This is a genomic window from Colwellia ponticola, from assembly GCF_005885605.1.
Classification (GTDB): Bacteria; Pseudomonadota; Gammaproteobacteria; order Enterobacterales; family Alteromonadaceae; genus Colwellia; species Colwellia ponticola.
In genome coordinates this window covers 100,052-112,586 of record NZ_SZVP01000005.1, presented here as the reverse complement: position 1 = coordinate 112,586, position 12,535 = coordinate 100,052, and the positions used below count along the sequence as shown (strand labels likewise).

Below are 12,535 nucleotides of genomic sequence, written 5' to 3'. Positions count from 1 at the left end.
GCGTAATTAATATTAATGTTACATAAAACAGTATTGGAAAAGCAGTTAATCACGGTATAATTACCATAAAGGCGCTTTAGCCATAACAAACGGAGAATATAATGAACGATAAAATTGTTCAGCTAACTGATGATAGTTTTGAAGCCGATGTCTTAAAAGCATCAGGTTTAGTCTTAGTTGATTTTTGGGCTGAATGGTGTGGTCCATGTAAGATGATTGCTCCAGTACTTGATGATATTGCCACTGAATACGATGGTAAAGTGACTGTAGGTAAATTAAACATAGACGATAACTCTGTTACACCGCCTAAGTACGGTGTTCGTGGTATCCCTACTTTATTGCTTTTTAAAGATGGTGAGATTGCTGACACGAAAGTGGGCGCACTATCGAAAACTCAATTAAAAGAATTTTTAGATAAAAATTTATAAATTGAATAGGTAAAAAGCCTAGTAACTGATAATCATGTTAGTGGGCTTTTTAATTTTTAGTGTAAAATTTCTTCTTACATTTTCATTCTACCTTTACCTAAACAAATTTTAGTGCTAAATTTACCCCCTAAGTACAAAATAACATCGCTTTACCATCTCTATCCTTACTTATTTAAAACAAAAACATAACTATATTGAATACACACTAGTGTCGGCAATCGCCCAAGGCACATTACTTAAAATACTTTAAGAAACCCCCTATGAACCTTACCGAACTAAAAGAAAAATCCATTAATGAATTGGTTGCGCTTGCCGCAACAATGAAGCTTGAAAACCTTGCTAGAACTCGTAAACAAGACATAATTTTTGCTATTTTAAAATCCCATGCTGAAAGTGATAATGATATTTTCGGCGGCGGTGTGTTAGAGATTCTACAAGATGGCTTTGGTTTCTTACGCTCAGCAGACTCTTCATATTTAGCAGGCCCAGATGATATTTATGTATCGCCAAGCCAAATTCGCCGCTTTAGTATGCGTACGGGTGATACCATTCAAGGTAAAATTCGCTCACCGAAAAAAGGCGAACGTTACTTTGCCTTATTAAAAGTGACAGAAGTTAACTTTGATCGACCTGAAAATACCCGTAACAAAATATTATTCGAAAACTTAACACCTATTCATCCAACCGATCGCTTCTCTCTAGCACGTGGTAATGGTTCAACCGAAGATATTACCGCACGTATTTTAGATTTAGCTTCACCCATTGGTAAGGGACAACGTGGTTTAATTGTTGCCCCACCTAAAGCGGGTAAAACATTACTACTACAAAATATCGCGCAGAGTATTGCTCACAATAATCCTGAAGCCGAATTAATGGTATTATTGATTGATGAACGTCCAGAAGAAGTAACTGAAATGCAACGTCTTGTAAAAGGCGAAGTTATAGCTTCAACATTTGATGAGCCAGCTAGTCGACATGTACAAGTCGCTGAAATGGTTATTGAAAAAGCTAAACGTTTAGTTGAACACAAAAAAGATGTCGTTATCCTACTTGATTCTATTACCCGTTTAGCGCGTGCGTACAACACGGTAATTCCTTCGTCAGGTAAAATCTTAACTGGTGGTGTTGATGCTAACGCTTTACATCGTCCAAAACGTTTCTTTGGTGCGGCACGTAATATTGAAGAAGGTGGTAGTTTAACCATTATCGCGACCGCATTAGTGGAAACTGGTTCTAAAATGGATGAAGTTATTTACGAAGAATTCAAAGGTACAGGTAATATGGAATTACACCTGTCACGTAAAATTTCTGAGAAACGCGTCTTCCCAGCCATTAACATTAACCGTAGTGGTACTCGTCGTGAAGAGCTTATTACTAAGCCTGATGAATTACAAAAAATGTGGATTTTACGTAAAATTGTCCATGAAATGGATGAAATAGGTGCCATTGAATTCTTAATCGACAAACTTGCTATGACTAAAACCAATGATGAGTTTTTTGATTCAATGAAGCGTAAATAATACTCATTGGTTATAATCCAAAGCCTAGCTAAGTACGTATAGAACATTTAAGTACGTAGATAATATTATATCGACAGACTGTTTTACCGATACTTTGCATACGCCAAAGATTAGGGTCAAAGATTAAGTTCAACAAGTCCTAAACAAAGCCAGTCACTTCGACTGGCTTTTTAATTAGAGTAGAGTCTAAATAGAGCATTATGAAATACAGTGATTTAAGAGATTTTATTATTCAGCTTGAAAAAATAGGCCAGTTAAAGCGCATTAAACAACCTATTTCAACCCATTTAACTATGACTGAAATTAGCGACCGAACGCTAAGAGCCAAAGGTCCTGCATTACTGTTTGAAAATGCAGTTAATGAGCAGGGTGAGCGATACCCGATGCCAGTGCTAACTAACCTTTTTGGTACGCCAGATAGGGTTGCTTTAGCAATGGGACAAGAAAATGTTAGTGCGTTACGCGACGTTGGTAAATTACTCGCTATGTTAAAAGAGCCTGAACCACCAAAAGGCTTTCGTGATGCTATTGGTAAAATACCTGTGTATAAACAAGTATTGAATATGCCGGTAAAAGTGATTAAAAAACCATTATGTCAACAAGTCGTGTTATCTGGTGATGAAGTAGACTTAACTAAATTACCAATACAAAAGTGTTGGCCAGGCGATGTAGCACCATTAATTACCTGGGGCTTAACCGTTACGCGCGGCCCACATAAAGAGCGTCAAAACTTGGGTATCTATCGCCAACAAGTCTTAAGTAAAAACAAAGTGATTATGCGCTGGCTATCGCATCGTGGTGGCGCACTTGATTTTCAAGAGTTTAAAAAAGAAAACCCTGGTGAAAAATACCCTGTTTGCGTTGCTTTAGGTGCTGATCCCGCGACTATTTTAGGGGCGGTAACACCTGTGCCAGATACGCTCTCTGAATATGCCTTTGCTGGCTTATTACGTGGTGCGAAAACTGAAGTCGCTAAATCAATCAGTAATAATTTAGAAGTGCCGGCGACAGCCGAAATTATTTTGGAAGGCTATTTAGACCCTGTTGAGACCGCACCTGAAGGGCCTTATGGTGATCATACCGGTTATTATAACGAGGTAGATAACTTTCCAGTCATGACGGTAACGCATATTACTATGCGTAAAGATGCTATTTACCATAGTACTTATACGGGTAGACCGCCAGATGAGCCCGCTATTTTAGGTGTGGCGCTTAATGAAGTGTTTGTGCCTATTTTACAAAAACAATTCCCTGAAATTCAAGATTTCTACTTACCACCAGAAGGTTGCTCATACCGTCTTGCTGTTGTGACCATTAAAAAGCAATATGCAGGTCATGCTAAGCGCGTAATGATGGGTGTGTGGTCGTTTTTACGCCAATTTATGTATACTAAATTTGTGATAGTATGTGACGATGATATCAATGCTAGAAACTGGGAAGATGTTATTTGGGCCATGACCACGCGAATGGATCCGAGTCGAGATACAGTTCTAATTGATAATACCCCAATCGATTATCTTGATTTTGCTTCACCTGTTTCTGGTTTAGGTTCTAAAATGGGCTTAGACGCTACTAATAAATGGCCAGGTGAAACAAATCGAGAATGGGGCGAACCTATCGAAATGACACAAGAAATAAAAAATCAAGTAGATGAACTTTGGGACGACTTAGCTATTATGTAGCGGGTTTACATATACATAGCTCGTTTAAATAAAAATTACCAATAACGTAAAAGGTTAAAGAATGAAGACAGTTAGTTGTCAAATACAGTCGTTATCATCATTAACGACTCATGTTTATAAAGTATTATTAAAACCGAATGAAAAAGTTGATTTTATTGCTGGCCAATATGTAAACGTTGTTATGAGTGATAAAGATAAGCGCCCGTTCTCAATTGCTAGTTCACCTAATAGTGACCTGATTGAGTTACAAATAGGAGCTTTTGCTGCTGATAGTTATCCTATGCAGGTTATAGAATGCATTAAAGCTAGCCAAGCAAGTGGCGAAGCAGTCACGATTGAGATACCTTTAGGCAATGCCCAATTACGTACCGAGAGTGAGCGACCATTATTATTACTTGCTGGCGGTACTGGTTTCTCATATATCAAATCAATGTTTGAGTATTTAGCTGAACAAAAATCACAGCGTCAAGTTGTTGTTTATTGGGGGTTGCGTGAAGAAAGTGCCGTTTATGAGCTAGAAAAAACGATGGCGACTATTGCACAACTGCCTCATGGTAAATTTATTCCCGTTGTTGAACATATGACTGAAGCGTCAGCAAAGTCATGGCAAGGTAAAACTGGGTTAGTACACCAAGCCGCTATGGAAGATATTGCTAACTTTGCCTCTTACGATATTTACTTAGCAGGACGCTTTGATATGGTCGGTGCTATTCGTGGTGACTTTGTTAAGCATGGTGCGTTATTAGAGCATATGTATGCAGACGCTTTTGCCTTTATTTAATTGTTAAAAGCTAGGCTAATAGAAACAATAAAGCACGTCATCGACGTGCTTTATTGTTTCTAGAAATATCACTTGATAAAGCAAGTGATAAAAAGCGATAAAAAGCGATAAAAAGCGAGTGCGGGCTATTGTAGGCCACACTTAATTGGCTTGAAAGTCAGCTTCAGTTAAATGTAACTGCGCGATGGCAATGACCGCTTGAGTGCGATTACGTACATCAAGTTTTCTAAAAATAGCGGTCGCGTGCGCTTTAATGGTTGCCTCAGAGACATTTAAGTCGTAGGCAATTTGTTTATTGAGCATGCCCTGAGCGAACATCATTAATATACGATATTGTTGTTGGGTTAAACTTGCTACGCGCTCAGCGATGTCTTGACCATTATTATCTATGTGTTTTTGTTCAAAAGAGCTAGGAAGCCAAATATTCCCTGATAATACCGCTACAATAGCAGAGTAAATATCATCCACAGGTGTCGACTTTGGCACAAAACCAGCAGCGCCGTAGGACATCGCTTTGCCAATAGTATCGTGATCTTCATATGCTGATACGATAACAACGGGAATTTGTGGGAAATGAGTACGCACATGAATTAAGGTATTAAAACCATGGGCACCTGGAATATTTAAATCGAGTAATAGCAAATCACTATCATTATGCTTAGAGAGCTGTAGTTCGAGCTCTTCAATAGTTTGTGCTTCTACCCAAGTTGTATAAGTTAGCTTAGCTTTTAATGTCCCTAGTAAAGCTTGTCTAAACAAGGGATGATCGTCAGCTATTATTATTTTTTCTGGCTGAATCATTAGCAAGTATCCTAAAAAGTAGTTCATTCATTCTAACGGAAAAAAAATTAATAACAAAGGTTAGTTATGAATAGTCGACATTGATCGTTAAAGCTATGAATTGTAAGAATGCTTATTAATACTTGTTTTTTTGGGGGGGAATGAATACACACTGCAAAGTGCGGTGTTTTATCTTTAGGTTATTGAGATCAGACAATAGCTTGTTGTGACATGATAGAGGTAAACCAGCAATATAAACGATAACTTAAGTAATTATTTTATGTTGCTCGCTAGTCGCTAGCTTACTCTCTTGGGTATTGTGAGTTACATGGTTACTTTTTAGGGATGTTAGCCAACACAGCCACTAATAATTGCCAATATTGGTTAACAGACGCTATTTCTATTTTTTCATCTGGTGAGTGTGGAAACTTAATTGTTGGTCCAATAGAGACCATATCCCAATGTGGATAAGCCGTTTTAAACAAACCACACTCTAAACCTGCGTGAATTACCATAACGGCTGGTACTTTATTAAAGAGAGTTTGATAAGTATCTCGTACAGTCTTCATAATGGCAGAGTCGGTGTTAGGTTTCCAACCAGGATAAGCACCCGAGAAAATAACGTCAGCGCCCGCTAATTCAAACACAGACTGTACCGTGCGTTGGGTCTCTAAACGCCCATCATCATGTAGGCTACGTATCAATACCATAGCATTAAATTTACTACCACGAGTATTCATAACACCAAGGTTTAGTGATGTTTCAACTATACCGTCAATATCATCACTCATACGTACAACACCATTAGGGCATCCATTTAGCGCACGTAAAATAGCAGCTTGTGTCGCTTTACTCCAACATTGCTCAAAATCTTCTGGTGAAATGAGCAGCATATCAATATCAGTTTCGATACTGGCTAAGTTCGCTTTAATGGTTGCTAAGTAATCAGCTAATGCCACTTTTAAGGGGGCAACCTTGTCTTTGGCAATAACAAAACTAGCGTTGGCTTCTCTAGGGATGGCGTTACGTAAACTACCACCGTTGAGCTCTGTTAGACTAATATCATAGTCAATGCTGGCATTTAATAAAAAACGGACTAATAGTTTGTTCGCATTGGCACGGCCAGTATGTATATCAACACCAGAGTGCCCCCCCTTTAGACCAGAAATAGACAAGTTAAATGCTTGATAATCGCTAGGAACTTTTTCAAAAGCTAGCGAGAAGTTGGCATTACCATCAATGCCACCAGCACAGCCCATGTACACTTCACCTTCTTGCTCTGAGTCAGTATTAATTAATATATCACCTTCAAGCCAACCAGTTGCTAAGCCAAACGCGCCGGTCATACCTGCCTCTTCATCAATGGTTATCAGCACTTCTAAAGGGCCATGAGGAATATCATCACTGGCTAAAACGGCTAAAGCTGACGCTAAACCAACACCATTGTCTGCACCTAAGGTGGTGCCCTGTGCGGTTACCCAATCACCTGATTCTATAACATAAGGTTTAATTGGATCGGTAAGGAAATCATGGTCAGTATCGCTGTTTTTTTGTGGCACCATATCCATATGAGCTTGTAAAATTGTGCCTTTAAGGTCTTCCATACCGACGGTTGCTGGCTTTTTAATAATTAAGTTACCAACAGCGTCTTCTTTAATAGTTAAACCAAGCTCTTTAGCCCAGTTTTGTATCCATAATGATATTTTTTGTTCATGCTTAGATGGATGTGGAATACTGCAAATTTTTTCAAATAATTGCCATAAATGACTAGGTGAAAGTTGTGAGAGAGAGCTCATTTTTTGCCTCGAAAAATATAAGACGACTCATTTCAGTCGTTGAAGATTACTGCTTAGCGTTTAGCGCTAAATGATGACAGTATTGCTTTGTTTTTTAATCTGTTTGCCAAAAAAGAGTTATTACTTATCGGCCATTAAAAATTGCCATTGTTCATTAAAATCGCTACTCGGCTTTTTAGTATAGCCAGATCTAACATATTGACTCATTTTTCCTTCAGCAAATGACACCAGTAGATTAGCTAAAGCCGCTTCATTAATAGAAAATGTTTTACCTTCACGTAGTTTTCGTTCTCTTAATACTTGTTTGAATTGTGATTCTAGCTTTTCAAAGAACTGATGAACTCTGCCGCGTAAACGTTCATTTTCACCCATGAGAGCATCACCAGCTAATATACGACACATACCAGGATTGCGTTCAGAAAACACTAAAAGTACATGCAAAATATGATGGCAACGAACTAGCGCTTCTTTATGATCGGTAAGAATTAAATTGATGCGTGAAAAAATAGATTCTTCGATAAAGTCGATTAATCCTTCAAACATGCGTGCTTTTGAAGGGAAATGACGATATAAAGCCGCTTCGGAAAAACCAACTTCAGCGGCTAATTTTGCGGTAGTTATTCGCTGCCCAGGACAGTTTTGTAACATTAACGCTAAGGATTCTAATATTTGGTGTTTACGGTTTGGCTTTGGACTTTTACTTTGTGTGGCAACCATATAAAAAATTCTCTATTGTTAGTATTATTCTGTCCATTAAGTTAATCAATCTACTTGTGCTTAATGTCATTTTTTGTTGTTTTTAGCGAGGTAATATTGATTAATTAATGACACTAACTGCTTGGCAACAATTTGTTTATTAGCTAGCGGAATATCAATTTTATCAATCGTACTGTAAAGCGTTAAAGCATTATCATCACTATTAAAGCCCTGTCCTGCTATAGCAACATCATTAGCAGCAATTAAATCTAAATTTTTTCGCATTAATTTACCTCGAGCATAATGCTCAACATTTTGCGTTTCTGCGGCAAAACCCACGGTAAAAGGCTTATTAGCTAGCTTTGCTACATCAGCAACAATATCAGGATTCTTAATCAACGAAATTTGCATTTGCTCATTATCTTTTTTTATTTTTTCATCGGCAATATTAGCAACACGATAGTCTGCTACTGCTGCGCAGGCAACAAAGGTGGTTGCTTGTTTAACATTGGCCAATACCTGCTGATGCATTTGCTCGGCACTCGTCACTTGAATGAGGCGGCAGCCTACAGGAGCAGCTATATTTACTGGTCCAGACACCAAGGTTACTTGAGCGCCAGCACGTAATGCTGCATGGGCAATGGCATAACCCATTTTACCTGAACTATGGTTAGAAATATAACGAACAGGGTCTATTGCCTCGCGCGTTGGTCCTGCGGTAATTACCCAGTGTTGGTTGTGTAAGTACTTTTCGGCAAAAAAATCGCTCGTTAATGCGGCTAATTCATTTGCTTCTAACATACGTCCTAAACCAACATCTCCGCAAGCCTGCTCACCGGCACCAGGACCCCATACATAAAGCGATCGCTGCGTTAATGTATCGATATTAGCTTGAGTCGCTTTAGCGTGCCACATTTGCTGATTCATCGCTGGAGCAATGGCTACGGGAGCACTAGTAGCTAAGCATAATGTTGATAGTAAATCGTTGGCCATACCCGCGGCAATGCGAGCAATAATATCTGCTGTAGCAGGGGCTATAATAATTAAATCGGCCCATTTAGCTAGTTCAATATGCCCCATAGCAAGCTCGGCTTGACTATCTAGTAAGCTATCAGATACATGATTACCCGATACCGCTTGCAGCGTTAAGGGAGTAATAAACGCTTTCGCGCCATCCGTCATAACCACACGTACCTCTGCGCCATAATCTTTGAGTCGACGCACTAATTCTGGTGTTTTGTAGGCAGCAATACCGCCGCTAATACCGAGTACTATTTTTTTGTCCTGAAGAATCCGCATAACCTGCTAATCTTAAAGTAAGCAATATGTCCGCTAAGATAACATTGATTGTGATTATTTTAAAATAAGAGTTTAGAAATAAGCGTTGCTAAATAGACGTGATCTTCTGCTTATAATTAACATTAAAAGGTAAAGCAAGGATGCAGTTATGTTAAAAGGGTCAAGATTGAGTAAATCCTCGGCGAAAGTTAACACTATAAAGCCAAATACTTTAAAAGATTGGCCTGAATCAGAAAGGCCACGAGAGAAGCTAGTAAATTCAGGAGCGTTAAGTCTAAGTGATGCCGAGCTGTTAGCTATATTTTTACGTACTGGTGTCAAGGGTTGTAATGTGGTCGATTTGGCGCGACAGTTATTAAGTAGTTTTGGCAGCTTGGCGGCAATATTTTCAGCAAGTCAGCAAGATTTTTGTGCTAGACGAGGTCTTGGTACGGCAAAATATGTACAGTTACAGGCGTGTTTAGAAATGTCTAAACGTTATTTAGCTGAAAGTCTTCAAGAGACAGATTGTTCGTTAACTTCCTCTCAAGCAACACGAGATTATTTGTTAAGTGAATTACGCTTAGAAACACGTGAAATATTTGCTGTACTTTTTCTAGATAATCAACATCATGTATTAACCTTTGAACGCTTATTCTTTGGTACACTTAATGCGGCAGCTGTTTACCCTAGAGTCGTGGTAGAGCAAGCGTTAAAGCATCATGCGGCAGCGGTAATACTCACCCACAATCATCCATCGGGTATTGCTGAAGCAAGTCTTGCTGATAAACAAATCACCGAACGATTAATTCAAGCGCTACAGTTAATTGATATACGCGTGTTAGATCATATTATTGTGGCAGGTAATCAATGCTATTCTTTTGCAGAGCACAACGAACTTTACTGATTTTGTTGCCAATGATGCTATTTATAAGCTAATGAAAATTCAAATAAAGTTGTGTTTTTTAGTCTTTTTTTTAGTATTTTCCCATTTAGACTAGTATTAATTAATCAGTTTCTCTATAATATGCCACCTTTTTCAGGATCCCGAGACGACGGTCTTGGGGAAAATATAGCTCGAGCTGAAATTAATATTGGAGTACTCAAATGTCTAAAATTTGCCAAGTAACAGGCAAGGTGCCAATGGTTGGTAACAACCGTTCTCACGCAAGAAACGCGACTCGTCGTCGTTTTTTACCTAACCTTCAATCTCACCGTTTTTGGGTTGAGAGCGAAAATCGTTTCGTTAAATTACGTTTAACTCCGAAAGGAATGCGTATTATCGATAAAAAAGGTATTGATGTAGTATTAGCTGACATCCGTGCCCGTGGCGAAAAAGTTTAATCACTTTATTCTAAGGAAATTATTATGCGCGATAAAATTCGTTTAGTTTCTAGTGCTGGTACTGGTCATTTTTATACTACAGATAAGAATAAAAAGACTATGCCTGAAAAAATGGAAATCAAAAAATTTGATCCAACCATTCGCAAGCACGTAATCTATAAAGAAGCTAAAATTAAGTAATTAATTTTGTTTCGACTAAAAACCCGGTTCTTACCGGGTTTTTTTATGCCCGTTAAACAGTCCACAGAGACGATCTCTATAAAAGGTAGTTAGAGGCTATTTTATATAAAATTGGGTATGATATATTTATCAGCTTTATCAGCTTTATCAGCTTTATCAGCTTTATCAGCTTTATCAGCTTTATCAGCTTATTGGAAAGAGTATGAAATTATCTCGAACAGGTTGGAACAATGTCATCATCTTTTCGGTGATGACTATTATTTTATTAATTAATGCGACTAACGATAAGCTTTTTCCTGATGAGGAAAATAATAAAGCTGAGCGATTAATTCTCCCGCAACATAGCGTTATTTTAACCTTGGACATTGAACTATCAGATACGCAACATGTTTTGGTAGAGCGTGCTGGTCGTGGCTGGCAGGTAACCACGAAAGGTATCATACTGGACAAAACTGAGCAGCAAATTGAGCAAATGATATTTTCTTGGCAGCAAAGTCAGGGCTTAGTGCAAGCGGCCGACATGGTAATTGATAATGCCCAAGGTATTACCGTAACTATTGTCTTGGCTAGTGAGTTACACGCAAGAACCTTGATATTATATCCCCTTAATGATCAGCTATTAATTTATCAGCAACAAGACAATATATGGCTGGCATTACCCGCTACATTAGCGCAACAATTACTCCCTATTAACTTGTAATGACAACGGTTCTCACCCTCAGCTATAAGAAGACATTATGCCAGAATTACCCGAAGTAGAAGTATGTCGCTTAGGTATAAGCCCCCATATTATTAATCAACAAGTAAGCAACGTTATTATTCGCAATCATCGCTTACGATGGCCTATTCCTGATGAAGTTAGCTCAGTGATAGGTTTACCAGTACTGAACGTTGAACGACGTGCTAAGTATCTGCTATTACGTTTTTCAACGGGTACAGTCTTAATGCATTTAGGTATGTCTGGTACGGTAAGAGTTATTGAGCAGGACACCGTTATTGCTAAGCATGATCACTTTGATTTGGTTTTTGCACATGGCAAGACCTTACGCTTAAATGATCCTAGGCGTTTTGGTGCTGTGTTATGGTTAGCTAATGATGAAGATGAACTGGGCTTATTAAGCAAATTAGGTCCAGAGCCACTTAGTGACGAGTTTGCTGAGGGCTATTTGTTTGAAAAAGCGCGTAACAGAAAAGTGCCTATTAAAACTTTTCTTATGAATAATCATGTTGTGGTTGGCGTGGGGAATATATATGCGAATGAGGCATTATTTCAGGCAGGTATTTTACCGACAAGCAAAGCAGGTGACGTTGATGAAAAACGCATGAATAGTTTAACTCATATTATCAAAAGCGTGCTAAGTGCAGCTATTGCACAAGGGGGCACGACCCTTAAAGACTTTACTCAGGCAGATGGTCGGCCAGGCTACTTTGCCCAATCATTGATGGTCTATGGTCGGGCAGGGCAAGCCTGTATGGTTTGTAAGACTAAATTAGAGGAAATTAGGCAATCTAATCGTAGCTCTGTCTTTTGTCCTACTTGCCAATACGATTAATCTAGTTTTTATTGCTCTAGTGCTGCTTTTACCACTGGATGGACAAATTGACTGACATCACCTTGGTGCAAAGCGACCTCTTTCACTAAGGTAGATGAAATAAATGAATTGCCTTCAGAGGGAGTTAAAAACACACTTTCAAGCTCTGAATATAAGCGACGATTCATATTGGCGAGTTGAAATTCATACTCAAAGTCAGATACTGCGCGTAAACCACGAATAAGCACTTTAGCTTGGTGTTGCTTAGCAAAATCAACAAGTAAGCCGCTAAAGCCAACAACGGTGACGTTGGTTAAATGCTGGGTAACCTGTTCAATCATAGCAACACGCTGTGCTAAATCAAAGCGAGGTTGTTTACTCGGGCTTGAAGCAACGCCGATAATAACTTCGCTGAATAACTTACTGGCGCGAACAATTAAGTCGCTATGGCCATTAGTAACCGGATCAAAAGTGCCTGGATAGATAGCTTTTATCATGATGATATGTTGTGTTTTTTA

Annotated in this window: 14 protein-coding genes; 9 read left to right on the top strand and 5 right to left on the bottom strand. The window is 38.7% G+C overall.

Annotated features, from left to right (window positions below):
• The first annotated feature begins 101 nt into the window (after window positions 1-101).
• The 4 genes from trxA to fre all read left to right on the top strand — a co-directional run bounded on the left by trxA (window position 102) and on the right by fre (window position 4,411).
• A complete protein-coding gene (gene trxA / locus FCS21_RS07705) occupies window positions 102-428 on the top strand; it encodes a thioredoxin TrxA (RefSeq protein WP_138622085.1) in 327 nt (108 codons plus the stop codon).
• A gap of 260 nt (window positions 429-688) precedes the next feature.
• Window positions 689-1,948, top strand: coding sequence for a transcription termination factor Rho (rho, locus tag FCS21_RS07700; RefSeq protein WP_138622083.1), 1,260 nt, complete (start codon window positions 689-691; stop codon window positions 1,946-1,948).
• A gap of 200 nt (window positions 1,949-2,148) precedes the next feature.
• On the top strand, window positions 2,149-3,630 hold the full coding sequence (ubiD, locus tag FCS21_RS07695; protein ID WP_138622081.1) for a 4-hydroxy-3-polyprenylbenzoate decarboxylase: 1,482 nt from the start codon (window positions 2,149-2,151) through the stop codon (window positions 3,628-3,630).
• A 61-nt stretch (window positions 3,631-3,691) separates the two neighbouring features.
• Window positions 3,692-4,411 carry an NAD(P)H-flavin reductase gene (gene fre / locus FCS21_RS07690; RefSeq protein WP_138622079.1) on the top strand — a complete coding sequence of 240 codons (720 nt, stop codon included), beginning with the start codon at window positions 3,692-3,694 and terminating at the stop codon, window positions 4,409-4,411.
• Between the two features lie 141 nt (window positions 4,412-4,552).
• On the opposite strand, the gene FCS21_RS07685 is transcribed toward fre, so the two are convergent.
• The 4 genes from FCS21_RS07685 to coaBC form a co-directional block, all read right to left on the bottom strand.
• Window positions 4,553-5,212 carry a response regulator gene (locus FCS21_RS07685; RefSeq protein ID WP_138622077.1) on the bottom strand — a complete coding sequence of 220 codons (660 nt, stop codon included), beginning with the start codon at window positions 5,210-5,212 and terminating at the stop codon, window positions 4,553-4,555.
• A 311-nt stretch (window positions 5,213-5,523) separates the two neighbouring features.
• On the bottom strand, window positions 5,524-6,987 hold the full coding sequence (locus tag FCS21_RS07680) for an aminoacyl-histidine dipeptidase (RefSeq protein WP_138622075.1): 1,464 nt from the start codon (window positions 6,985-6,987) through the stop codon (window positions 5,524-5,526).
• Window positions 6,988-7,107: 120 nt separating this feature from the next.
• Window positions 7,108-7,704: a nucleoid occlusion factor SlmA gene (gene slmA / locus FCS21_RS07675; RefSeq protein WP_138622073.1), complete on the bottom strand. Its 597-nt coding sequence runs from the start codon at window positions 7,702-7,704 to the stop codon at window positions 7,108-7,110.
• A gap of 66 nt (window positions 7,705-7,770) precedes the next feature.
• Window positions 7,771-8,982, bottom strand: a complete 1,212-nt coding sequence (coaBC, locus tag FCS21_RS07670) for a bifunctional phosphopantothenoylcysteine decarboxylase/phosphopantothenate--cysteine ligase CoaBC (protein ID WP_138622071.1) — start codon at window positions 8,980-8,982, stop codon at window positions 7,771-7,773.
• Between the two features lie 148 nt (window positions 8,983-9,130).
• On the opposite strand from coaBC, the gene radC reads away from it, so the two are divergent.
• The 5 genes from radC to mutM all read left to right on the top strand — a co-directional run bounded on the left by radC (window position 9,131) and on the right by mutM (window position 12,038).
• Window positions 9,131-9,868, top strand: coding sequence for a RadC family protein (radC, locus tag FCS21_RS07665; protein WP_138622069.1), 738 nt, complete (start codon window positions 9,131-9,133; stop codon window positions 9,866-9,868).
• A 200-nt stretch (window positions 9,869-10,068) separates the two neighbouring features.
• Window positions 10,069-10,305: a 50S ribosomal protein L28 gene (gene rpmB, locus FCS21_RS07660; protein WP_033080349.1), complete on the top strand. Its 237-nt coding sequence runs from the start codon at window positions 10,069-10,071 to the stop codon at window positions 10,303-10,305.
• Between the two features lie 24 nt (window positions 10,306-10,329).
• Window positions 10,330-10,485: a 50S ribosomal protein L33 gene (rpmG, locus tag FCS21_RS07655; protein ID WP_011041084.1), complete on the top strand. Its 156-nt coding sequence runs from the start codon at window positions 10,330-10,332 to the stop codon at window positions 10,483-10,485.
• A 202-nt stretch (window positions 10,486-10,687) separates the two neighbouring features.
• Window positions 10,688-11,185: a hypothetical protein gene (locus tag FCS21_RS07650; RefSeq protein ID WP_138622067.1), complete on the top strand. Its 498-nt coding sequence runs from the start codon at window positions 10,688-10,690 to the stop codon at window positions 11,183-11,185.
• A 37-nt stretch (window positions 11,186-11,222) separates the two neighbouring features.
• The gene (gene mutM / locus FCS21_RS07645; protein ID WP_138622065.1) at window positions 11,223-12,038 is read left to right on the top strand and encodes a bifunctional DNA-formamidopyrimidine glycosylase/DNA-(apurinic or apyrimidinic site) lyase; all 816 of its coding nucleotides are present in this window, start codon (window positions 11,223-11,225) and stop codon (window positions 12,036-12,038) included.
• 8 nt (window positions 12,039-12,046) lie between these two features.
• Here the strand turns inward: mutM and coaD are convergent, their stop codons facing one another.
• Window positions 12,047-12,517, bottom strand: coding sequence for a pantetheine-phosphate adenylyltransferase (gene coaD / locus FCS21_RS07640; RefSeq protein ID WP_138622063.1), 471 nt, complete (start codon window positions 12,515-12,517; stop codon window positions 12,047-12,049).
• Between the last annotated feature and the right edge of the window lie 18 nt (window positions 12,518-12,535).